The following is a 22,418-nucleotide window of genomic DNA, read 5'->3' as shown; positions in this document are numbered from 1 at the left end:
GCTCCGTTTTTTGTGGTGCCTGCCGCGCGGCCGGTCAGCCCAGCACGCGCACCGCGGGCTCCGCCTGCGCGTCGCGCTCCAGCGCGCCGGCCAGGTCGGCCAGCCGCTGCGCCATCGACTGCGCATCCGTCGCGCACACCGTTGCATGCCCCACCTTGCGGCCCGGGCGCGGCTGCTTGCCGTAGTCGTGCCAGTGGCCATCGACCGCGCGCAGCACCGGCGCGGCGTCGGGCAGCTCGCCGATCCAGTTGAACATCGCCGACAGGCCGCGCGCGCCGGTGTCGCCCAGCGGCAGGCCGAGCACGGCCCGCACGTGGTTCTCGAACTGGCTGGTGATGGCGCCCTCGATGGTCCAGTGGCCGGAGTTGTGCACGCGCGGCGCCATCTCGTTGCCGAGCAGCTGGCCGTCCTTGACGAACAGTTCCAGCGCGAACACGCCCACGTATTCCAGCCGCTCGGCCAGCGTGCGGGCCAGCGCGGTGGCACGCTGCTGCAGGCCGCCGACGGCGGGCGCCGGGGCCAGGCTGAGCGAGAGCACGCCGTCGGTGTGCCAGTTCTGGGTCAGCGGCCAGGTGCGGAAATCGCCGTCGCGGCCACGCACCGCCACCACCGAGAGCTCGCGCTCGAACGGCACGAAGGCTTCCAGGATCAGGCCATGCGCGGCGGCCTGCGCGCCCAGCGCGGCCCAGGCCGCGTCGGCGTCGGCCGTGCTGCGCAGGCGGAACTGGCCCTTGCCGTCGTAGCCGAGGCGGCGCGTCTTGAGGATGGCCGGCGCGCCGACCGTGGCCAGGGCGCGATCGAGATCGGCGCGGGTGTCGACCGCCATGAAGGCCGGCGTGTCCAGGCCGCACTCGCGGAACAGGGTCTTCTCGGCCAGCCGGTCCTGCGCCACCGCCAGCGCGCGCGGAGCGGGAAACACCGCCACGCGCTCGGCCAGCCAGTGCGCGGTTTCGGCCGGCACGTTCTCGAAATCGAAGGTGACCACGTCGACCTGGCGCGCGAAGCCTTCCAGCGCGGCGTAGTCGGTCCAGTCCGCCGCCAGCAGCGGCGCGACCTGGGCGGCGCAGGCGTCGGGCGCGCTGTCCACCACCAGGGTCTTCACGCCCAGCGGCGCCGCCGCCAGGGCCAGCATGCGCGCCAGCTGGCCGCCGCCGAGGATGCCCAGCACGGGTTGGCGGCGCGCGCTCATTGGCGGGGGTCCGGGTTGTCCAGCACGGTCTGCGTCTGGCGGGCGCGGAAGGCGTCCAGCGCGGCGGCGAGTTCCGCGTCGTGCAGCGCCAGCACGGATGCGGCGAGCAGCCCGGCATTGGTGGCGCCGGCGCGGCCGATGGCCAGGGTGCCGACCGGGATGCCGGCCGGCATCTGCGCGATGGAAAGCAGGGAGTCCATGCCGTTCAAGGCCTTGGACTGCACCGGCACGCCCAGCACCGGCAGCCGCGTCTTGGCCGCGAGCATGCCCGGCAGATGGGCGGCGCCGCCGGCGCCGGCGATGATCACCTGGATGCCGCGGCCCGGGGCCTCTTCGGCGTACTGGAACAGCAGGTCCGGCGTGCGGTGCGCGGAGACCACGCGCACTTCGTGCGGCACGCCCAGCTCGGTCAGCACGCTGGCCGCATGCTCCATGGTTTCCCAGTCGGAACGGGAGCCCATCACTACGCCCACCAGCGGCGCCTTGCCTGTCGAAGTCATGGTCCGGCCATCCAAAAGGGGCTATTGTACGGACCTTTCCGCGTCACCACACGACTCCCTACATGGACAAGCGCCTGCTCGACATCCTCTGCTGTCCGGTCAGCAAGACCCCGGTGCGGCCGCTCGGCAAAAGCGAGCTGGACGCCCTCAACGCCGCCATCGCCCAGGGCCAGGTCGACAACGTGGCCGGCGCCCGGGTGGAGGCCTCCCTGCAGGAAGGCCTGATCACGGTCGACCGCAAGGTCATCTACCGCATCGACGAAGGCATCCCCGTGATGCTGCCCGAAGAGGGCATCGGCACCACCCAGCTGCGGGATTTCCCCGCGGCGGCCTGAGCCAGGCCGGATGGTGGGTTGCGGGACGGCGGCAATGTCCCCAGATGCGAACCTGAGCATGACATGACAGTGATCTTTCGCGTATCGTTTCCGGTCATGCGGTCGGCGTAGCCGCCTCGGAACGACGGCAGCACATCACACAGGGGTGTGGCGATGAACAACGCCAGTGAGCCATCGAACATCGTCAGTCTCAGTCAGCGCCTGGATCCTTCCAGCGAGCGCGGCGGTGCCCTGTTGAATACGGTCCGCGACATCGCCTCGCGCCGCCTGCAGCTGCTGGTCAACGGCATGTTCGAGCATGTCGACGACGCCCTGTTCGACCTGGCCGAGAAAGCCGAGAACAACGCCGCCCAGATGCACTACTTCGACGGCATGCGCGAAGTGCGCAAGCGCCGTCCCGCGGTGGAGCGCGCCTTCCTGGCCGCGGTCACCCGCGCCATCGCCGATTTCGCCACCCAGCAGCGCGCCAACGCCAACCCCGCCGCCGGCGTGCCGCTGCCGATCGGCTCGGTCGAGCTGACCCTGGTCGCCGACAACGAACTGGAAGAATCGCTCGCCATTACCAGCATGATCGGCAAGAACGAGACGCGCCTGACCCGCGACCTGTACGCGGTGAACCAGCGCCTGTCGGTCATCTACGGCGGCATCCGCGTCGAGGATGCGAACAACCCGGTCGCCCCGGCCTCGCTCACCCAGGCCTTCCGCCTGGCGATGCGCGAGCTGTCGGCGGAAATGCGCGTCAAGCTGATCATCTTCAAGCTGTTCGACCGCTACGTGCTGGCCGCGCTCGACGAGCTTTACCAGGAAATCAACACCGAGCTGGTGCGCGCCGGCGTGCTGCCGCAGCTGCGCCACGAAGTGCAGCGCAGCGGCGGTGCGGCGGCTCCGTCCGGCGTCGCCGCGGCCGCGGCTGCCCAGGGCGCCGCGCAGATCGGCGACGTGCCGCTGGCCGACGACGCCACCTCCACCGAGTTGCTGCAGACCCTGCGCACGCTGTTCAGCGCCCGCCGCGGCGGCATGCCGGAAAACCTCCCGGTCGGCGGCCCGCTGCAGGTGCCCACGGTCAATGAACTGATCGGCGCGCTCAGCGTGCTGCAGAGCCAGGCCGCCACCGTGGGCAGCCCGCTGCCGCTGCGCGGCGGTACGTCCACCACGGCGGTGATGCAGGAAGTCGCCCACCTCAAGGAACAGCTGCTCACGCAGATCGGCTCCTTGCGCGGCGAGCGTCCCGGCCAGGTCGCCACCATGGACGAGGACACCATCGACCTCGTCGGCATGCTGTTCGAGTTCATCCTCGAGGACCGCAACCTGCCCGCCGAGATGCAGGTGCTGCTGGCGCGCCTGCAGATCCCGTACCTGAAGGCCGCGATCCTCGACCGCCGGCTGTTCGCCCATCGCCAGCATCCGGCCCGCCGCCTGCTGGACAGCCTGGCCGACGTCGCCAAGGGCTGGTCGCCCGAGTCCGATCGCGACCACCGCCTGCACGACAAGGTCAAGACCATCGTCGATGCCCTGCTGCAGGAGTTCGACGACGACCTGACCATCTTCGACCGGCTCAACCTCGACCTGCAGGATTTCCAGGACCAGAGCCGCCGCCGCTCCGAACTGGCCGAGCAGCGCGTGGCCGAGTCCACCCGCGGCCGCGAGAAGCTGGAGCAGGCGCGCCGCCGCGCCGCCAAGGAAATCCTCACGCGCATCGGCGACCATTCGCTGCCGCCGCTGATCCACGGCATCCTGTCGCGCGCCTGGGCCAACTACATGGTGCTGACGATCCTGCGCCAGGGCGAGGAATCCTCGGAGTTCCGCGACTCGCTGCGTTTCGTCAACGACTTCATCGCCAGCACGCGCCCCGCGCGTTCGCTGGACGACCGCCGCATCCTGCGCCAGATGCTGCCCGGCATCGAGCGTTCGCTGCGCCGCGGCCTGGCCAACGTGGCCTTCCAGGAAAGCGACATCGAGCGCCTGCTGGCCCAGTTGCACACCTACTACCGCCACCAGCTCGGCGAGTCGATCCCGGCGGCCGAGGTGCAGGCGGCGGAAGAATCCGCGGCGCTGCCGATCCCGGACAACATCCAGCCGATCACCGAGACCGAAGCCGCGCTGCAGGCCGAGGAAACCGTGCCCGAAGCGGAAGAAGACACGCCGGAACTGCGCATGGTGCACGAGCTGAAGCCGGGCATCTGGCTGGAGTTCGCCACCGAAGGCGACACCATCGAGCGCGCCAAGCTGTCCTGGGTCAGCCCGATGAGCGGCCGCTATCTGTTCGTCAACCGGCGCGGCCTGAAAGTGGCCGACTACGCACCGTACGAACTGGCCCGCGAGATCATCGCCGGCCGTGCGCGCGTGCTCGAATCCACCGCGCTGTTCGATCGCGCGCTCGACGCCATCGTGGGCCGCCTCAGCCAACCGGCCACCGCGGCGCCCTGATAACATCGGGCTGATCACATCAGCCTGATGATATCGGCATGCCCTCATCCCCTTCGCTAGTCCCGCCGCCGGCCGAACTCGTGCTGGCCGATGTCGAACGCGCCTTTGCCGAAGACATCGGCAGCGGCGACGCCACCGCGCAACTGCTGCCCGCCGACGCGAACGCGAAGGCCACGCTCACCTGCCGCGAAGACGCGGTGATCGCCGGCACCGCATGGTTCGACGCCTGCTTCAGGCACCTCGACCCGTCCGTGCGCATCGACTGGCAAGCCAGCGACGGCACGCGCGTGGCGCCGGGCTCGGTGATCTGCCGGCTCGAAGGCAAGGCGCGCGCGCTGGTGAGCGCGGAGCGCTCGGCGCTCAACTTCCTGCAGCTGCTTTCCGGCACGGCCACGGCCACCGCCACCTACGTGCAAGCGGTCGCCGGCACCCGGGTGCGCGTGCTGGATACGCGCAAGACCGTGCCCGGCCTGCGCATCGCGCAGAAATATGCGGTGCGCTGCGGCGGCGGCCATAACCATCGCGTGGGGCTGTACGACGCGATCCTGGTCAAGGAAAACCACATCATCGCCGCGGGCGGCATCGCCCAGGCGGTGGAAGCGGCGCGGCGGCTGCATCCTAAGCTGCTGCTCGAAGTGGAAGTGGAGAACCTGGACGAACTGCAGCAGGCGATCGACGCCGGCGTCGACCGCATCATGATCGACAACTTCACCCCGCCGCTGATGCGCGAAGCCGTGGCCATCGCCGCCGGCCGTGTGCCGCTGGAGATCTCCGGCAACGTGGACCTCGCCACCATCCGCACCTATGCGGAAACCGGCGTGGATTTCATTTCGGTGGGTGCGCTGACCAAGCACGTGCGCGCCGTCGACCTGTCGCTGCGCCTGCAGCTGGACTAAGCCTGCAGGCGTGGCGCGCCAGGCGCCACGCTTTCCCACCCAAGTGGACCTTGCGGGCGGCCCCAGCCGACCACACACTGGCGTGCATGGGCCGATTCGACGACATGTTCCTGCTGCTGCTCCTGGCAAGCATCATCGTGGCATGGCTGAAACTCAGCCGCCTGCGCGAGATCGCCACGGCCGAAGCGCGCCGCCAGTGCGAGCGCCACGGGCTGCAGCTGCTGGACGAAACCGTGGGGCTGCGCAGCGTCCGCCTGCGCAAGCTCAATGGCATGCGCGTGTTCGAACGCTGCTATGCGTTCGAGGTGAGCATCGACGGCGACGACCGCGAACCCGGCCGCCTGTGGATGGCGCTGGGCCGGCTGACCGGCCTGAGCCTGCCGACCATCGAGACGCGCATCCCCGAGCATGACGGCGACGCGCCGGAGACGGACAACGTCGTGCCTCTGCGTCCACGCCTGGACGGCAGGAAGTCAGGCGATACCCGGCTGCATTGATCGATCGGGCGTGGCGGCGGCTGTCGCCGCCACGGCTCACGTCAGCGGCTCATTTCACGACACGCAGGAACGGCGCACCCTTGCGGGGTTTCTCGCCAGTATCCGGACCGCTATCCGGCGGCGGCGTGTCGTCCGACGGCGGTTCCGGCGGCGGCTGGTCGCCGCCTTCGTCGGCGGGAAACATCATGCCCTGCCCGTTCTCCTGCGCGTACAGCGCCAGCACGGCGTGCACCGGGATCAGGATGGAATGGCTCACGCCGGAGAAGCGCGCCTGGAAACTGATCCACTCGTTGCCGAGATCCAGGTTGGCGACGGCGCGCATCGCCAGGTTCAGCACCACCTGCCCGTTCTTGACCACCTGCGGCGGCACGCGCACGCCTTCGCGCGCGGCGTCGACGAGGATGTAGGGGGTGAGGTTGTTGTCGGTGATCCAATCGTAGATCGCCCGCAACAGGTACGGGCGATTGGAACTCATCGGTACATGCGGATCGTTACTGCTCATCGATCTTTACTGCTCTTCTTTGATCTTCAAGGCCGCATGGCCTTTTCGTCGGTGGTCATACTGCGCGCAAAGCCCTGGCTATGGAATAGGCGTTCGCCGTAGTCCAGGATCGGCTTGCCTTCGCGGCCCAGGTCCACGCCCAGCCAGGGCAGCCGCCACACCACCGGCGCCACCAGGCAATCGGCCAGGCTCATTTCCGGGTTGAGGAAGAACTTGGATGCCTTGAACAGCGGCAGCGAGGCCAGCAGGTGTTCGCGCAGCCGCTTGCGCGCGGCGTCGGCAGGGCGGCCGCCGGCGCGGATGGTGTCCACTTCGGGCAGCCAGTCCAGCTCGATGCGCAGCGAAGCCAGGCGCAGGCGCGCGCGCGACAGCGGATCGATCGGCATCAAGGGCGGATGGGGATAGCGCTCGTCCAGGTACTCGCAGATGACCGAGGTGCCATAGAGCGTGAGGTCGCGGTCGACCAGGGTGGGCGTGGAAGCGTAGGGGTTGAGGTCGAGCAGATCCTCCGGCGGCTTGCCGGGATCGACGATCACTCTTTCGTAGCTGACGCCCTTGGCCGCGAGCACCAGGCGGGTGCGGTGGCACTGGATGTCATCCGCGGTCGAGTACAAGGCCAGTACGGATCGCGAACGTGCGCTTTGAACCATGCGCGGTCTCCCCATCGACTAAGCGCATGCGGCGGCCTAGGCCGCCGCATGCTGGGCCAAGGAGCGACGTCTCAGTGGACGTCCTTCCAGTATTCCTTCTTCAGCGCATACGCCAGCAGGGTGAACCCGGCCAGGAACAGCAGCACCCAGATGCCGTAGTGCTGGCGCTGCAGGGCCGCCGGCTCCGCGGCGTATTCCAGGAAGGTGGTGAGGTCGCGCGTGGCCTGCTGGTATTCGGCCGGGCTCAGCTTGCCCGGGCGCGAGAGCTCCAGCTTCTCGACCGCTTCCTCACCGTCGACCTTGTGCATCACCGCGGTCTGCAGGCCCTGCAGTTCCCACAGCGGATTGGGCATGGAGGCGTTCGGGAACACCGTGTTGTTCCAGCCCACCGGACGGGTCGGGTCCAGGTAGAAGGAGTTGAGGTAGCCGTACACCCAGTCGGCGCCCTTGGCGCGCACTTCCAGCGAGAGATCCGGCGGCGCCTTGCCGAAGAAGGTGGCGGCCGAATCCTCGGGCATGTGCGAGATCACCGGATCGCCGAACTTCGCGCCGGTCATGTTGAGGTTGCCCATCACGTCCTGCTCGCTCAGGCCCAGGTCCTGGGCGATGCGCGAGTAGCGCACGAACTTCAGCGAGTGGCAGCCGACGCAGTAGTTGAAGAACAGCTTGGCGCCGCGCTGCAGCGCCGCCTGGTCGTGCACGTTGGTGCCGGCCGAGGGCAGGCCGCCCTCTTCCGAGGCCACGGCCGAGGTGGTGCTGCCCAGCAGGAGGCCGGCGGCAAGGGCGATCGACGAGAGAGTGCGCATCATCAGGGATTGCCGCTTAGTCATGGTCATACACCACCCGCTCCGGGACCGGCTTGGTCTTCTCGCGGCCGCCGCGCGTGTAGACCCACATGAACACGAAGAAGCCGAAGTAGACGATGGTCCACAGGCGGCCGAACGAGTTCTCCCAGAACGTCACGTCGACATTGCCGAACCAGGCCGGGATCACCTCGGCCACCACGCCCGCGCCCACCGCGCCCAGCGCGATGAAGGACAGCACGAACAGGCCCAGCGCCACCTTGAAGCCGGTGCCGCGGTAGCGGATCGAGCGCACCTTGCCGGCATCGATCCACGGCAGCAGGAACAGCAGCACGATCGCGCCGAACATGCCCAGCACGCCCCAGATGGCGGTGCTGAACAGCGACGGGATCATGCGCAGGATCGCGTAGAAGGGCGTGAAGTACCACACCGGCTTGATGTGGGTCGGCGTCACCAGGTTGTTCGCCGGCACGAAGTTGTCGTGCTCGAGGAACCAGCCGCCGAAGGTCGGCGCGAAGAAGATGATGAAGGCCGCGATGATCAGGAAGAAGCCCACGCCGACCAGGTCCTTCACCGTGTAGTACGGATGGAAGGGAATGGCGTCGGCCGGCTTGTTGGCGTCCCAGCGGTTGCCCTTCGGGCCATGCTTGACGTCGACGCCGTCCGGATTGTTGGAGCCCACCTCGTGCAGCGCGGCCAAATGCAGCACCACCAGCAGCAGCAGCACCAGCGGCAGCGCGATCACGTGCAGCGCGAAGAAGCGGTTGAGCGTGGCGTCCGCCGGCAGGTAGTCGCCCATGATCCACTCCACCAGGGAGTTGCCGACCACGGGGATGGTGCCGAACAGCGAGATGATCACCTTGGCGCCCCAGAACGACATGTTGCCCCACGGCAGCACGTAGCCCATGAAGGCCTCGGCCATCAGCACCAGGAAGATCAGCATGCCCAGCAGCCACACCAGCTCGCGCGGCTTCTGGTACGAGCCGTACATCAGGCCGCGGAACATGTGCAGGAACACCACCACGAAGAACAGCGAGGCGCCGGTGGAGTGCATGTAGCGGATCAGCCAGCCCCATTCCACGTCGCGCATGATGTACTCGACCGAGGCGAAGGCTTCCGCCGCGCTGGTCTTGTAGTTCATGGTGAGGAAGATGCCGGTGACGATCTGGTTGACCAGCACCAGCAGGGCGAGCGAACCGAAGTAGTACCAAAGATTGAAATTCTTCGGCGCGTAGTACTCGGTCATGTGCTTGCGATAGGTCGGCGCCAGATTCGGCGCGCGCTCATTGACCCAATCGCCGATGCGCGAGAACACAGTAGCCATCAGCCGGCCTCCTTCGGGTCCACGCCGATCTGGATGTGCGTGTCATCCACGAAGTGGTACGGGGGAATCAGCATGTTCTTCGGCGCCGGCACGCCGGCGTAGACGCGGCCGGCCAGGTCGTAGCGCGACTTGTGGCAGGGGCAGTAGAAGCCGCCCTTCCACTCCGGATCGAACGGCTCGGGCTTCATCACCGGGACGAAGTCGGGCACGCAGCCGAGGTGGGTGCACAGCGCCACCATCACCAGCCACTCGGGCTTGATCGAGCGGGTGCCGTTCTGCGCGTACTTGGGCTGCTGCTCGGCGGAGCTGCCGTCGGACTTGGCGTCCACCAGGCGGCCGTCCTGCCTGGGCAGGGCGTCCAGCTGCTCCTTGGTGCGATTGACCACGAAGACCGGAAGGCCGCGCCACGGATAAGTGACCTTCTGGCCCGCCTCGATCTTGCTGATGTCGACCGTGACGGGGGCACCGGCGGATTTGGCGCGAGCGCTCGGTTCCCACGACTTGATGAAGGGCACGGCTGCCGCGATGACTCCTACACCACCGACCACAGCCGTGGTCGCAGTGAGGAACCGTCGGCGGCCATGATCGACGACTTCGTTCGCCATCAGGCTCTCCGGTACTTATGCCATTGAGGTGCGACTTTGGGGGTCGCAAAAATCGCGTTAGTGTAGCGTCAGCCCCTGCCACGTACAATAAAACCGGACTGGCGTCGGCGTCGATCCGGGCGCGCTTTCCGTCCCCTCCTCCCGTCCACCGTCCAGCGTTTCGCCAAGGCCCTCCTCCCGCATGAAACAAGCCGTCGGCACGCTAGCCTTCATCGCCCGATTCGTCGTCCTGGGGCTGGCGGTCGCCTTCGTCATCGGCCTGGTGTGGCCCGGCGTGGGCGACCGGCTGCGTGCCGGCGTGGGCCTGCACAGCGCGCAGGCGCCGAGTTCCGGCGCGTCGGCCCCGACCATTCGCGGGCGTTCGCGCGGACCGGTCTCCTACGCCGACGCGGTGGCCAGGGCCGCGCCCTCGGTGGTCAATATCTACGCAAACAAGATGGTCACCGAGCAGGGCGTGCAGATGTACTCCGACCCGGTGCTGCAGCGCCTGTTCGGCGGCCGCCCCGCCATCTACAAGCGGCGCGAGCAGAGCCTGGGCTCGGGCGTGATCGTCAGCGGCCAGGGCTATGTGCTCACCAACAATCATGTGATCGCCAAGGCCGACGACATCCAGGTGCTGCTCTACGACGGCCGCGTGGCCAAGGCCCAACTGGTCGGCGCGGATGCCGAGACCGACCTTGCCGTGCTGAAGATCGACGTATCGAACCCGCCCGTCATCCCCTTCGCCGACGAGCACCCCGCGCGCACCGGCGACGTGGTGCTGGCCATCGGCAACCCGCTCGGCCTCAACCAGACCGTGACCATGGGCATCATCAGCGCGATCGGCCGCCAGCTGAGCAGCTCCAGTCCGGAAGACTTCATCCAGACCGACGCGGCGATCAACCTGGGCAACTCCGGCGGCGCGCTGGTCAATACCGACGGCGAGCTGGTCGGCATCAATACGCTGCTGATCGGCAAGGCCGCCAATGCCGAAGGCATCAGCTTCGCCATCCCCGCCAGCAGCGCGCGCAAGGTGCTGGAGCAGATCATCGACACCGGCCATGTGGTGCGCGGCTGGCTCGGCGCCGACTACAGCTTCGTGCCGGTGGCCGCCGACAGCGGCCTGCCCGCCGCGGCGCGCGGCGCGCAGGTGAGCGACGTCTATCCCGGCGGCCCCGCCGCGCAGGCCGGCATCCAGCCGCACGACATCCTGCTGCGCATCGGCAAGGACGACATCGTCGACCCGGCCGACCTGCGCCGGCGCGAGGCGGCGCTGCCGCCGGGCAGCAAAGTGGAGGTGTCGGGATTGCGCAACGGCACGCCGTTCCATACCGAAGTGACGCCGGCGCAGCGGCCGCCGCTGACGGCCACCGCCTCGCTCGACAGCTGAGCGCTCAGCCGCGTCCCGGCCCCGTGGCCTGCGCCGTGGCCACCGGCGGACGCACCACCGCGCCGTAGCGCTTGCGCAAGGTGCCCACGCGTTCCACGTAGACCTGCGTTTCCGCGTACGGCGGCACGCCGCTGTAGCGCTGCACCGCGCCGGGGCCGGCGTTGTACGCGGCGGCGGCAAGGCGTTCGTCGCCGTTGAAGTTCTTCAGCAGCAGGGAGAGATAGCGCGCGCCGCCGCGGATGTTCTGGTCCGCGTCGAAGGCGTCGCGCACGCCCATGTCGCTGGCCGTGGCCGGCATCAGCTGCATCAGGCCCTGCGCGCCCTTGAGCGACAGCGCGCGCGGGTTGTAGGCGCTTTCGGCGTGGATGATCGCGCGCAGGAAAGCCTCGTCCAGGCCGAACTCGCTGCTGGCCAGGCGGATGGTGTCCGCATAGGCGGTGAGGTTGAGCTCCACGCTGTTCCAGCGGATCGGCGAGTGCAGGTTGCAGGCCACGCAGGTGGAGATATAGGTGAACAGCATGGTCACGGCGTGCGTGCCAGGGCCGGCCGGCTTCATATTGGTGTATTCGACGGTGCCGTCCGGGCGCGTCACGCGGTACACCGCGCCGCGCAGCACGCGGTCGCCTTCGGGGGCCGCCGGCGCGGCCGCCGCCACCGTGTCGCCGGCAGTCTTCGATTCGCTGTACGTCCACTGCCCCGGCTCGCCCTTGGCCGCCGCGGACGCCGGCGGCAGCGCATGGCCCGAGGTGGCCACGTCGCCGTGCACGCCGACCAGGGAGGGCTCGGGCACCACCTTCGCCGAGGTCTGCACCGCGCCTTGCACCCAGGCCAGCGAACTCACCGGAGGGGCGGGCGTCACCGGCTTGGGCGCGGCAGCCTTCGGCCTGGCCGCGCGCGGCGCGACGTCGGCCACGGTGGCGATCTTCTGGCAGCCCTGGTAGCCCTGGACGCTGTTGCTGTAGACGGTCTCGCCCGACGAACCGGTGCAACGGTACAGCGAACCCGCCTGCACCGGCGCCAGCCACAGCAGCCCGCCCAGCAGCGCGCACGCGGCCGCGGCCCGGCTCAAGGCCGGGGCCATACGGAAAGCCCGCGAAGACGAGCCGAAGCTTTCCCCTTGTCGCTCGGCATCAGACATGGCGCGCAGTGTGCCCCCGGGCAGAACCCAAGCCAAGCGCCGGCTCGCCGTTTCGTGCGCCGCGCCAAACTCCCCGTGCGGCCTGCCCCAGGGATTCACGCAAGTCCCTGATCGCACTGGCCCTTCGCTGGCATGCCCGGCGGCGGGCGCGTAAACTGTGCGGTTCGGCGCCCAGCGCCCCTCCTTACACCGGTACCAGCGCCATGAGCGGCAAGCTTTTCATCAAGACCCACGGCTGCCAGATGAACGAGTACGACTCGGCCAAGATGGCCGACGTGCTCAAGGCATCGCATGGCCTGGAGCTGACCCAGGACGAATCCGAAGCCGACGTCATCCTGGTCAACACCTGCTCGATCCGCGAAAAGGCGCAGGAAAAGGTCTTCAGCCAGCTGGGCCGCTGGAAGGCGCACAAGCAGGGCGGCAAGCCCGTGCTGATCGGCGTGGGCGGCTGCGTCGCCTCGCAGGAAGGCGAGGCCATCATCAAGCGCGCCCCGTTCGTGGACCTGGTGTTCGGCCCTCAGACCCTGCACCGCCTGCCCGAGCTGATCGAGGCCAAGCGCGCCACCGGCAAGCCGCAGGTGGACATCAGCTTCCCCGAGATCGAGAAGTTCGACCGCCTGCCGGAACCGCGCGCCGAAGGCCCCACCGCCTTCGTCTCGATCATGGAAGGCTGCTCCAAGTACTGCTCCTACTGCGTGGTGCCCTACACCCGCGGCGAGGAGATCAGCCGCCCGTTCGACGACGTGGTAGTCGAAGTGGCCCAGCTCGCCGCGCAGGGCGTGCGCGAGGTGAACCTGCTGGGCCAGAACGTCAATGCCTACCGCGGCGCCACCCACGACGGCGGCACTGCGGACCTCGCCGTGCTGATCCACGCCATCGCGCAGATCGAAGGCATCGGCCGCATCCGCTTCACCACCTCGCATCCGCTGGAATTCTCCGACTCGCTGGTCGAGGCCTACGCCAACGTGCCGCAGCTGGCCAACTTCCTGCACCTGCCGGTGCAGGCCGGCTCCGACCGCATCCTGGCCGCCATGAAGCGCGGCTACACGGCGCTGGAGTTCAAGCAGAAGATCCGCAAGCTGCGCGCGGTGCGCCCGGACATCTGCATCTCCTCGGACTTCATCGTCGGCTTCCCCGGCGAGACCGACGAGGATTTCGACAAGACCATGAAGCTGATCGAAGACATCGGCTTCGACCAGAGCTTCTCCTTCATCTTCTCCTCGCGCCCCGGCACGCCGGCCGCCAACCTGGCCGACGACACGCCGATGGCGGTCAAGCACCAGCGCCTGGAGCGGCTGCAGGCGGCGATCAATGCCAATGCGCGGCAGATCAACCAGGCCATGGTCGGCAGCGTGCAGCGCGTGCTGGTGGAAAAGCCCAGCAAGAAGGACCCGAACGAATTCACCGGCCGCACCGAGAACATGCGCTTCGTGAACTTCCCGGGCCACGCGCGCATGATCGGCCAGTTCATCGACGTGGTGATCACCGAAGCCATGGCCAATTCGCTGCGCGGCCGCGTGCACACCGCATGACGCAGGTTGGGGTGAGCCGCAGGCGAACCCCGACATCGCGACACTCGAACGCATCGCACCGTTGGGGTTCGCCTGCGGCTCACCCCAACCTACCCTTCAATCCAGCCGCTTGCGGAACCGCAGGATCGCCGCCGTCATCATCACGGCGGTGAACGCCGCCAGCGCCGCCACCTCGCGCCACAACTCCCACAGGCCCGCCCCGCGCAGCATGATGCCGCGGATCAGCCGCAGGAAATGCGTCAGCGGCAGGATCTCCGCCAGCCACTGCGCCACCTGCGGCATGCCGGCGAACGGGAACATGAAGCCCGACAGCAGGATCGACGGCAGGAACACGAAGAAGGTCATCTGCATCGCCTGGAACTGCGATTGCGCGCGAGTGGAGATCAGCAGGCCCATGGTGAGATTGGCCAGGATCAGCAAACCCGCCGCGAGATAGACGTCCAGCAGGCTGCCGTGGATCGGCACGGTGAACAGCCAGCGCCCCAAGGCCAGGATCACCGTGACCTGCAGCAGGCCGATGCCGATATACGGCAGCACCTTGCCCACCATCAGCTCGGCGCTGGTCAGCGGCGTGGCGATCAGCAATTCCATATTGCCGCGCTCGCGTTCGCGCACGATCGCGATGCCGGTGAACAGCACCATGGTCATGGTCAGGATCACCCCGATCAGCCCCGGCACGATGTTCACCGCCGAGCGCCGCTGCGGGTTATAGAAACTGACGATGCTGATCGGCCCCGCCGCCGGCGTGCTGACCAGCGGCGCGCGCGTATCGGGCACGGAGCTGTCGACCGGCACCTGCGCCAGCTGCGCCGCGGCGCTCTGCACCACGTTGTCGCTGCCGTCGACCATGATCTGCGCCACCTGCCGGCCATCGTAGCGGCGGCGCTCGAAATCCGGCGGCAGCACCAGGCCGATGCTGATTTCGCCACGGCGCAGCATAGCCACCAATGCTTCGGGCGTATCGGCATGCGCCACCGGCGCGATCACACCGGTGGCCAGCATGTCCATCACCAGCGCGCGCGAGCCGGCGCTGTTGGCCTGGTCGACGATGCCGGCATCGAGGCCGCGCAGATTGGTATTGATCGCATAGCCGAACAGCACCAGCTGGATCACCGGAATGCCGACGATCATGGCCAGCGTGATGCGGTCGCGGCTCATCTGCCGCAGCTCCTTCAGCACGATCGCCCATAGCCGCCGCCAGCTCATGCGGCGCGCTCCTGGCCCGGACGCTGCTGGCGCGTCACCGCCACGAACACGTCTTCGAGATTCGGCTTGACCGCTTCGATGCGCGCCTGCGGATCGCGTTCGGCCAGCACCTGATGCAGGCGCGCCAGCGCTTCGTCGCCATCGGCCAGGCCTTCGCGCACGATCACGCGCAGCTCGTTGCCCACCTGGGCCACGCCGAGCACGTCCTTCGCCTCCGCCAGCGGCTGCTGCGCACGCCGCGGCTGCGCGCTGGCGACGACGAAGGTGCGGCCTTGCAGCCGGTCCGTCAGCTCCGCCGGCGTGCCGTCGGCCACCAGCACGCCGCGGTCGAGCACGGCCAGGCGGTGGCAGCGCTCGGCTTCGTCCATCAGGTGGGTGGAGACCAGCATGGTGGTGCCGGCGTCGGTCAGCTCAAAAAGCTTTTCCCAGAAATCGCGGCGCGATTCCGGATCCACCGCGCTGGTCGGCTCGTCGAGGAACAGCAGCTCCGGATCGTGGATCACCGCGCAGGCCAGCGCCAGGCGCTGTTTCTGGCCGCCGCTCATGGTGCCGGCCAGTTGTTTCTGGCGATCGCCGAAGTGGTATTGCTCGATCAGCTCGTCGATGCGCCTGGCGGTGCGCGCCTTCGGCACGCCCTGCACCGCCGCCATGAATTCCAGGTTCTCGCGCACGCCCAGGTCGTCGAACAGCGAGAACTTCTGCGTCATGTAGCCGATGCGCTTGCGCAGCGCTTCCGCTTCGCGCGGCACGCTCAAGCCGAGCACGTCGATCTCGCCGTCGCTGGGCGTAAGCAGGCCGCACAGCATGCGGATGGTGGTGGACTTGCCGGAGCCGTTCGGGCCGAGGAAACCGTAGACATGCCGCGCCGGCACTTCCAGATCGACGTGATCGACCGCGGTGAAATCGCCGAAGCGCTTGGTGAGGCCGCGCGCACGGATGGCGAACTCGCCGTTGCCGTTCCCGGTGCTCACGGCTTCGCCTCGGGATAATCGACACGCACCGGCATGCCGACCGGCAGGTCCGCCGCATCCGGCCCAAGCGCCACTTCGGACAGATAGCTGAGGCGTGCCGCGTCCTCGCCGATCAGCGCGTAGTACGGCGTGAACTCCGGCTCGCTGCGGATCAGGCGGACCTTGCCCTGGTAGACCTTGTCGCGGCCGTCGACGTGTACGCGCACCGTGTCGCCCACGCGCATGCGTGCGCGCTGCGGTTCCTGCAGATAGATGCGTGCATACGGTGCATCGCCGGCAAGCAGCACCACCAGCGGCGCGCCCACGGGCGCCTGGTCGCCGAGCTTGTACGGCAGGCTGTCGATGCGGCCCGCACGCGGCGCCACCAATGCCAGCTTGCCCAGCAGCACCTTCTGCGCCGCGGCCTGCGCCTGCGCCGCGGCAAGCGCGGCTTCACCCTGCGCAACCTGCTCGGGACGCGTGCCGTGCAGCAGCGTGTCGAGCGAGGCCTTCGCGGCAGCGGCCTGGCCATCGGCGTTGCCCGCGGCGGCGCGTGCGCGATCGATATCGGCGGCGGCCGCGTAGTTGTCCTTCTGCAGCGGCAGCAGGCGCTGGTAGTAGGCACGTGCATCGCGGGCCTGCGCCTCGGCGGCGGCCAGGTCGGCGCGCGCCTTGGCGATGTCTTCCTGGCGCGGGCCCACGCGCAGTTCCAGCAGGTTCGCCTGCTGCTGCCGCGCCTGCGCTTCGGCCGCGGCGAGGTCGGCCTGGGTGTGGGTGGGGTCGAGTTCGAGCAGCGGCTGTCCCGCCGCTACCTGTTCGCCTTCGCGCACCTTGAGCGCCACCACGCGTTCCGCGGCGGGTGCGGGCATGCCGATGCGGTCGTATTCCAGCGTGCCCAGCGCCTGCGGCGGCGCCTTGCCGCAGGCGGCGAGCGTGCAGGCCAGCATGAGGGCGAACAGGTATCGGCTCATCGTGAAGCTCCGGACGGCGGTACGCCCAGGCCGCCTTCCAGCAGGGCCAGGGTGTGGTTGACCAGGGCCTGCTGGTCGAGATCGTCGGCCTCGAACACGCGCCGCCAGATCGGCGCACCGGCAGCGGGAAACAGCGTGAGTCCCACCAGCGACACCACCAGCAGGCGCGGGTCCAGCGCGGGATTGAGCGTGCCGGCCTGCTTCGCCGCGGCGAAGCGCTGCGCCAGCAGCCGCGGCAGGTTCGGCAGCAGGTGATGGAACAGCACCTCGCGCAGCTCGCCGCCCTCGCACAGCACCTCGCGCACCCACAGCGGCGGCAGCCAGGGATGGCTCGCCACCACCTCGCCGATGCCGCGCACGAACAGGCCGGCCAGCGCCGCCGGCTCGCTGTCCGCCTGCGCCAGGCGGTCGCGCATCGGCGCCAGCGCGGGCAGCAGGCGCTCGTCGATCACCGCCTGCTTCAACTGCTCCTTGTCGCCGAAGTAGTAATGCAGCATGGCCGGCGTCACGCCGGCCTCGGTGGCGATCGCGCGCAGCGGCGTGGCGCCGATGCCGTCGCGGGCGAACCGCGCCAGGGCGACATCGAGCAGGTGCGCGCGCAGGTCGCGGTCTTCCCTGGCGGGACGGCCGGCGGGACGGCGGGGCTTGGCGGGGGGCTTGGTTCTAGCCATGCCGCGTAAATTAATTAAACAATTAATTATTGGCAAGCGCGGCCATGCCGGCCGCTTCGTCCGGGTAGCCCTGATGCCGCCCCCGCGCTAATCTCGCGCGCCTATGACTGAGCTCAATCAGCGCGACTTCGCGCTAGACCCCGAAGACAACGCCCGCCTCGCCAACCTCTGCGGTCCCTTCGACGAACACCTGCGCCAGATCGAGCTGCGCCTGGGCGTGGAAATCGACCACCGCGGCACGCTGTTCCAGGTGATCGGCGAGGACGCCGCCGCGCGCGCGGCGGAAAAAGTGCTGCGCGCGCTGTACGCCGCCACCGAGCAGGAAGCCCTCACCGGCGCGCGCATCAACCTGCACCTGGCCGAATCCGGCATCGACGCGCTCACCGCCGAAGCGGCCGAAGGCGCGCAGGAAGTGGTGATCAAGGTCAAGCGCGGCGTGATCAAGGGCCGCGGCCCGAACCAGGCGCGCTACCTGCACGCCATCACCACCCACGACATCAGCTTCGGCGTAGGCCCGGCCGGCACCGGCAAGACCTACCTGGCCGTGGCCAGCGCGGTGGAAGCGCTGGAAGCGAACCGCGTGCAGCGCCTGCTGCTGGTGCGCCCCGCGGTGGAAGCCGGTGAAAAGCTGGGCTTCCTGCCGGGCGATCTCTCGCAGAAGGTGGACCCGTATCTGCGCCCGCTGTACGACGCGCTGTACGAAATGCTCGGCTTCGAGAAGGTGGCCAAGCTGATCGAGCGCAACGTGATCGAGATCGCGCCGCTGGCCTATATGCGCGGCCGCACGCTCAACGATTCGTACGTGATCCTGGACGAGGCCCAGAACACCACGGTCGAGCAGATGAAGATGTTCCTCACCCGCATCGGCTTCGGCTCGGTGGCGGTGATCACCGGCGACGTCAGCCAGGTCGACCTGCCGCGCAACGTGCGCTCGGGCCTGCGCCATGCGATCGAGGTGCTGCGCGGCGTGGACGGCATCAGCTTCACCTTCTTCACCTCGCGCGACGTGGTGCGCCATCCGCTGGTGGCGAAGATCGTGCGTGCCTACGAGGCCTTCGAGCAGAAGCCCGAGGAGACCCGGTGAGCGCTGCCGCCGCGTCGAACCTGGCGCTGTCGGTGGGCTACGCCGCGCCGCGTGCCGGCGTGCCCGCCCCCGCCAGCTTCCGCCGCTGGGTGGAAGCGGCGCTGCGCGGAGCGAAGCGGCGCAAGGCGACCGAGCTGTCCATCCGCATCGTGGACGCCAAGGAAGGACGCGCCCTCAACCGCGACTACCGCGGCAAGGACTACGCCACCAACGTGCTGTCCTTCCCCGCCGAACTGCCGCCCGGCGTGGCCCTGCCGCTGATCGGCGACCTCGCCATCTGCGCCCCCGTGGTGGCCCGCGAGGCCGCCGAACAGGGCAAGGCGCCGCGCGACCACTGGGCCCACATGACGGTGCACGGGGTGCTGCACCTGCTCGGCTACGACCACCTCGAAGATGCCGAGGCCGAGGCCATGGAAGCCCTGGAAACCCGCATCCTGGCCGGCCTGGGCATCGCCGACCCGTACGCCTGAAGCTCGCGCGGGCGTGGCTTGCGCCCTGAATCGTCACAAGTTTTGGGCTAGACTCGCCATTCCGCCCTGGCAATGGGCACACCCGCAAGCGTAATGAACGAGGACCCTGGCAGTACCAGCGGCCCGGCCCACCGCAAATGGTGGGATCGACTGGGCCATCTGTTTTCCGGCGAGCCGCGCAATCGCGAAGAGCTGATTGAAGAGCTGCGCTCGGCCCAGGCCAACGGCCTGATGTCCAACGACACCCTCACCATGGTCGAGGGCGCGATCAAGGTCACCGAGCTGAGCGTCGACGACGTGATGGTGCCGCGCGCGCAGATCGTGATGGTCTCCGCCGAAGCCCCGTTGAGCGAGATCCTCGCCATCGTGGTCGAATCCGGCCACTCTCGCTTCCCCGTGCACGGCGAGGACAAGGACGAGATCCTCGGCATCCTGCTGGCCAAAGATCTGCTGAAGTTCGTCGGCGACGGCCGCGATTTCAGCCTGGCCACGGTGCTGCGCCCGGCGGTGCTGATCCCCGAGGCGATGCGCCTGAACGTGCTGCTGGCGGAGTTCCGCCACACGCGCAACCACATGGCCCTGGTGGTGGACGAGTACGGCGGCGTCGCCGGCCTGATCACCATCGAGGACGTGCTGGAGCAGATCGTCGGCGAGATCGACGACGAGCACGACGACGAGGAAGAACCCCAGCTGATGCACGAGCAGGCCGGCGGCGGCTGGCTGGTCAGCGCGCTGACGCCGATCGCCGACTTCAACGAGCAGGCCGGCGCCGCGTTCTCCGACGAGGAGTTCGACACGGTCGGCGGCATGGCCACCTCCGAGTTCGGCCACCTGCCGGAAGTGGGCGAGGAAGTCGCCATCGGCGGCTATCTGTTCCTCGTCACCGAGGCGGACGACCGCCGCGTGCAGCAGTTCCGCGTCACCCGCCTCGCCGAAGGCTGAGCCGTTCTTCACCCTTTAGGAAACGCCCGCCGATGAGCCTGATCGCTCGCACCCTCCTGTTGTTTGCACTGCTGGGGGCTGCGTTCGCCCAGGCTCGGGCGAGCGTGGCCAATGCGCCGGGCGCGAACCTCGAAGTCTCGCTGATCACCTACGGCCCCGGCGAAACCTATTGGGAGCGCTTCGGCCACGACGCCATCCAGCTGCGCGACACCGTCAGCGGCGAATCGGTCGACTTCAACTACGGCGTGTTCGACTTCGACGAAAGCGGCTTCCTGCTCAACTTCGCGCGCGGCCGCATGCATTACCTGATGGATGCCGCGTACACGGCGCAGGACCAGCGCTACTACATCGAATCCGGCCGCTCGGTGACGCGCCAGCCGCTGGCGCTGACGCCGGACCAGGCCGCCGCCTTGCGCGACTTCCTGCTGTGGAACCTGCGCCCCGAAAACGCGCGCTACGACTACGACTACTACGCCGACAACTGCACCACCCGCGTGCGCGACGCGCTGGACCGCGCGCTCGGCGGTGTGATCCGCAAGCAGCTGCAGTCGCGCGCCGGCCTGATGACCTACCGCCAGCAGACCGCGCGCCTGATGAGCGCGCAGCCGTGGCTGATGCTGATCCTCGATCTGGGTCTTGGCCCCTATGCCGATCAACCGCTCACCGCATGGCAGGAAAGCTTCCTGCCGATGGTGCTGGAGCGCGAACTCGCTGCAGTGAAGATGGACGACGGCGCCGGCGGCACGCGCAAGCTCGCGGGCGACAGCACGCTGGTGTCGCCGAACCGGCTCGACGTGCCACCGGAACACGCACCCGACCTGCGCATGCCGCTCGCCATCGCGGGCCTCGCCTTCGCCGTGCTGCTGATCCTCGCCGCGCGCCGGTGGCCGACCGGCCTTGCGCTGCTCGGCACGCTCTACCTGGTCGCGGCCGGCATCGTCGGCCTGTTGCTGCTGGTGCTGTGGACGCTCACCACGCACCACTCCGCCTGGGCCAACGCCAACCTGCTGCTGTTCAATCCGCTGGCCTTCGTGCTGCTGCCTTCGCTGTGGCGCGCGCGCCGCGGGCTGGCGGCGTCGCGCCTGGCGGACCGCGTCATCCTGCTGCAACTGATCGCGCTCGCCGTGGCACTGGGCCTGCACGCGTGGCCCGGCACCGTGCAGCAGAACCAGCCCTGGCTGCTGTTCGCGATCCCATGCTGGCTGGCGCTGTCGTGGAGCCTGCGGCGCGGGCTGCGCCGCCTGCGCTGAACCGCAGGAACTTGCTATTGAACCGTGCGTGAGGCCCTGGGCATCATGCGCGCCATGACTCTGAGTCCCCGCCCCGCCCCTGCGCCCGACGACGCCAAACCCGCCATGGTGGTGAACTGCGTCGCCTACAACACCCGCGACGGCAAGCGCATCGGTGACGTTACCCTGGATGCGATCAGCGACGTGCTGAAGCAGCCGGACACCTTCGTCTGGGTCGGCCTGCACGAGCCCGACGAGTCGCTGCTGCTGAAGCTGCAGGAAGAATTCGACCTGCACGATCTTGCGATCGAGGACGCCCAGGCGGCGCACCAGCGCACCAAGATCGAGGCCTATGGCGAGTCGCTCTTCATCGTGGTGCAGACCGCGCAGCTGGTGAACGGGCACATCGCCTTCGGCGAAACGCATATCTTCCTCGGCGCGCGCTACCTGTTGACGGTGCGCCACGGCGCCTCGCTCTCCTACGCACCGGCGCGCCGCGCCTGCGAGCACACGCCGGACCTGCTGGCGCTGGGCCCCAGCTATGGCCTGTACGGCGTGCTCGACTTCATCGTCGACAACCTGCTGCCGATCGTGCGCGAGTTCAAGGAAGAGCTGCAGGAGCTGGAAAAAGACATCTTCGGCGACACCTTCAAGCGCCGCACCGTGCGCCGCCTGTACGACATGCAGCGCGACCTGATGACCCTGCGCCTGGCGGTGGCACCGCTGCAAGACATCATCAGCCAGCTCGTGCGCATGCATCCGCACCTGATCCAGGACGAGCTGCGCGCGTATTTCCGCGACGTGTACGACCACGTGTTCCGCGTCAACGAGTCGATCAGCGCCATGCGCGAAATGCTCGCCGCGGCGATCAACATCAACCTCTCGCTGGTCACCTTCAACCAGAACGAAGTGATGAAGAAGCTGGCCGGCTGGGCCGCGATGCTGGCCGCGCCCACCCTGATCACCAGCTGGTACGGCATGAACTTCCACCATATGCCGGAGCTGGAGCAGACCTGGGCATATCCGGCGATGATCTGCCTGGTGATCGGCGTGGTGGCCGGCATCTATGCGTGGCTGAAGCGGTCGCGCTGGCTGTAACTGCCGATCACGACCGCCGTAGGCTGGGGT

At 68.5% G+C, this 22,418-nt stretch carries 23 protein-coding genes; 11 read left to right on the top strand and 12 right to left on the bottom strand.

Annotation, left to right across the window (positions count from 1 at the left end; translation table 11 throughout):
* Positions 1 to 34 precede the first annotated feature (34 nt).
* Both FHW85_RS17050 and purE read right to left on the bottom strand, forming a co-directional pair.
* A complete protein-coding gene (locus FHW85_RS17050; RefSeq protein WP_168649044.1) occupies positions 35 to 1,189 on the bottom strand; it encodes a 5-(carboxyamino)imidazole ribonucleotide synthase in 1,155 nt (384 codons plus the stop codon).
* Positions 1,186 to 1,689 (bottom strand): 5-(carboxyamino)imidazole ribonucleotide mutase, encoded by a 504-nt coding sequence (purE, locus tag FHW85_RS17045; RefSeq protein WP_167252212.1) that lies wholly within the window; start codon positions 1,687 to 1,689, stop codon positions 1,186 to 1,188. Before purE ends, FHW85_RS17050 begins: the two co-directional genes overlap by 4 nt.
* Positions 1,690 to 1,751: 62 nt before the next feature.
* On the opposite strand from purE, the gene FHW85_RS17040 reads away from it, so the two are divergent.
* The 4 genes from FHW85_RS17040 (at position 1,752) to FHW85_RS17025 (ending at position 5,844) form a co-directional block, all read left to right on the top strand.
* Positions 1,752 to 2,024, top strand: coding sequence for a Trm112 family protein (locus tag FHW85_RS17040; protein WP_167252213.1), 273 nt, complete (start codon positions 1,752 to 1,754; stop codon positions 2,022 to 2,024).
* A 153-nt stretch (positions 2,025 to 2,177) separates the two neighbouring features.
* Positions 2,178 to 4,451, top strand: a complete 2,274-nt coding sequence (locus FHW85_RS17035) for a DUF1631 domain-containing protein (RefSeq protein ID WP_168649043.1) — start codon at positions 2,178 to 2,180, stop codon at positions 4,449 to 4,451.
* A gap of 38 nt (positions 4,452 to 4,489) precedes the next feature.
* Positions 4,490 to 5,347 carry a carboxylating nicotinate-nucleotide diphosphorylase gene (gene nadC / locus FHW85_RS17030; protein WP_167252215.1) on the top strand — a complete coding sequence of 286 codons (858 nt, stop codon included), beginning with the start codon at positions 4,490 to 4,492 and terminating at the stop codon, positions 5,345 to 5,347.
* Positions 5,348 to 5,433: 86 nt separating this feature from the next.
* On the top strand, positions 5,434 to 5,844 hold the full coding sequence (locus FHW85_RS17025; protein WP_167252216.1) for a DUF3301 domain-containing protein: 411 nt from the start codon (positions 5,434 to 5,436) through the stop codon (positions 5,842 to 5,844).
* A 49-nt stretch (positions 5,845 to 5,893) separates the two neighbouring features.
* On the opposite strand, the gene FHW85_RS17020 is transcribed toward FHW85_RS17025, so the two are convergent.
* From FHW85_RS17020 to petA, 5 genes are all read right to left on the bottom strand, one after another.
* The gene (locus tag FHW85_RS17020) at positions 5,894 to 6,319 is read right to left on the bottom strand and encodes a ClpXP protease specificity-enhancing factor (RefSeq protein ID WP_167252217.1); all 426 of its coding nucleotides are present in this window, start codon (positions 6,317 to 6,319) and stop codon (positions 5,894 to 5,896) included.
* A 53-nt stretch (positions 6,320 to 6,372) separates the two neighbouring features.
* Entirely contained in the window at positions 6,373 to 6,996 is a 624-nt protein-coding gene (locus tag FHW85_RS17015) for a glutathione S-transferase N-terminal domain-containing protein (protein ID WP_167252218.1), read from the bottom strand.
* Positions 6,997 to 7,067: 71 nt separating this feature from the next.
* Positions 7,068 to 7,805, bottom strand: a complete 738-nt coding sequence (locus FHW85_RS17010) for a cytochrome c1 (RefSeq protein WP_168649042.1) — start codon at positions 7,803 to 7,805, stop codon at positions 7,068 to 7,070.
* Between the two features lie 13 nt (positions 7,806 to 7,818).
* Complete coding sequence (locus FHW85_RS17005) at positions 7,819 to 9,123, bottom strand: cytochrome bc complex cytochrome b subunit (protein WP_168649041.1); 1,305 nt, start codon at positions 9,121 to 9,123, stop codon at positions 7,819 to 7,821.
* Positions 9,123 to 9,728: a ubiquinol-cytochrome c reductase iron-sulfur subunit gene (petA, locus tag FHW85_RS17000; RefSeq protein WP_168649040.1), complete on the bottom strand. Its 606-nt coding sequence runs from the start codon at positions 9,726 to 9,728 to the stop codon at positions 9,123 to 9,125. The genes FHW85_RS17005 and petA overlap by 1 nt, the downstream gene beginning before the upstream one ends.
* Positions 9,729 to 9,909: 181 nt before the next feature.
* Between petA and FHW85_RS16995 the strand changes: the two genes are divergently transcribed.
* A complete protein-coding gene (locus tag FHW85_RS16995; RefSeq protein ID WP_167252222.1) occupies positions 9,910 to 11,097 on the top strand; it encodes a trypsin-like peptidase domain-containing protein in 1,188 nt (395 codons plus the stop codon).
* 4 nt (positions 11,098 to 11,101) lie between these two features.
* Here the strand turns inward: FHW85_RS16995 and FHW85_RS16990 are convergent, their stop codons facing one another.
* Positions 11,102 to 12,166 carry a lytic transglycosylase domain-containing protein gene (locus FHW85_RS16990; protein WP_246866801.1) on the bottom strand — a complete coding sequence of 355 codons (1,065 nt, stop codon included), beginning with the start codon at positions 12,164 to 12,166 and terminating at the stop codon, positions 11,102 to 11,104.
* Positions 12,167 to 12,438: 272 nt separating this feature from the next.
* Between FHW85_RS16990 and miaB the strand changes: the two genes are divergently transcribed.
* Entirely contained in the window at positions 12,439 to 13,767 is a 1,329-nt protein-coding gene (gene miaB, locus FHW85_RS16985) for a tRNA (N6-isopentenyl adenosine(37)-C2)-methylthiotransferase MiaB (protein WP_167252224.1), read from the top strand.
* A 96-nt stretch (positions 13,768 to 13,863) separates the two neighbouring features.
* Here the strand turns inward: miaB and FHW85_RS16980 are convergent, their stop codons facing one another.
* Genes FHW85_RS16980 through FHW85_RS16965 form a run of 4 tightly spaced genes read right to left on the bottom strand, consistent with a single transcriptional unit; the run spans position 13,864 to position 17,565 of the window.
* Entirely contained in the window at positions 13,864 to 14,973 is a 1,110-nt protein-coding gene (locus tag FHW85_RS16980; RefSeq protein ID WP_168649038.1) for an ABC transporter permease, read from the bottom strand.
* Entirely contained in the window at positions 14,970 to 15,911 is a 942-nt protein-coding gene (locus FHW85_RS16975; RefSeq protein ID WP_168649105.1) for an ABC transporter ATP-binding protein, read from the bottom strand. The genes FHW85_RS16980 and FHW85_RS16975 overlap by 4 nt, the downstream gene beginning before the upstream one ends.
* 29 nt (positions 15,912 to 15,940) lie before the next feature.
* Positions 15,941 to 16,894: an HlyD family efflux transporter periplasmic adaptor subunit gene (locus FHW85_RS16970; RefSeq protein ID WP_168649037.1), complete on the bottom strand. Its 954-nt coding sequence runs from the start codon at positions 16,892 to 16,894 to the stop codon at positions 15,941 to 15,943.
* The gene (locus FHW85_RS16965; RefSeq protein WP_168649036.1) at positions 16,891 to 17,565 is read right to left on the bottom strand and encodes a TetR/AcrR family transcriptional regulator; all 675 of its coding nucleotides are present in this window, start codon (positions 17,563 to 17,565) and stop codon (positions 16,891 to 16,893) included. The genes FHW85_RS16970 and FHW85_RS16965 overlap by 4 nt, the downstream gene beginning before the upstream one ends.
* Before the next feature lie 103 nt (positions 17,566 to 17,668).
* On the opposite strand from FHW85_RS16965, the gene FHW85_RS16960 reads away from it, so the two are divergent.
* From FHW85_RS16960 to corA, 5 genes are all read left to right on the top strand, one after another.
* Positions 17,669 to 18,649: a PhoH family protein gene (locus FHW85_RS16960; protein WP_168649035.1), complete on the top strand. Its 981-nt coding sequence runs from the start codon at positions 17,669 to 17,671 to the stop codon at positions 18,647 to 18,649.
* Positions 18,646 to 19,119 carry an rRNA maturation RNase YbeY gene (gene ybeY, locus FHW85_RS16955; RefSeq protein WP_168649034.1) on the top strand — a complete coding sequence of 158 codons (474 nt, stop codon included), beginning with the start codon at positions 18,646 to 18,648 and terminating at the stop codon, positions 19,117 to 19,119. The genes FHW85_RS16960 and ybeY overlap by 4 nt, the downstream gene beginning before the upstream one ends.
* A 93-nt stretch (positions 19,120 to 19,212) precedes the next feature.
* Positions 19,213 to 20,061: a transporter associated domain-containing protein gene (locus FHW85_RS16950; protein WP_167252230.1), complete on the top strand. Its 849-nt coding sequence runs from the start codon at positions 19,213 to 19,215 to the stop codon at positions 20,059 to 20,061.
* 32 nt (positions 20,062 to 20,093) lie between these two features.
* Positions 20,094 to 21,311 (top strand): DUF4105 domain-containing protein, encoded by a 1,218-nt coding sequence (locus tag FHW85_RS16945; RefSeq protein ID WP_168649033.1) that lies wholly within the window; start codon positions 20,094 to 20,096, stop codon positions 21,309 to 21,311.
* A gap of 45 nt (positions 21,312 to 21,356) precedes the next feature.
* Positions 21,357 to 22,388, top strand: a complete 1,032-nt coding sequence (gene corA / locus FHW85_RS16940; protein WP_168649032.1) for a magnesium/cobalt transporter CorA — start codon at positions 21,357 to 21,359, stop codon at positions 22,386 to 22,388.
* The last annotated feature ends 30 nt before the right edge of the window (positions 22,389 to 22,418 follow it).

It is taken from the genome of Dyella sp. SG609 (genome assembly GCF_012275375.1).
GTDB classification, from domain to species: domain Bacteria; phylum Pseudomonadota; class Gammaproteobacteria; order Xanthomonadales; family Rhodanobacteraceae; genus Dyella_D; species Dyella_D marensis.
Note: the sequence above shows the minus strand (reverse complement) of the source record. Positions and strands in the feature narration are given on the sequence as shown.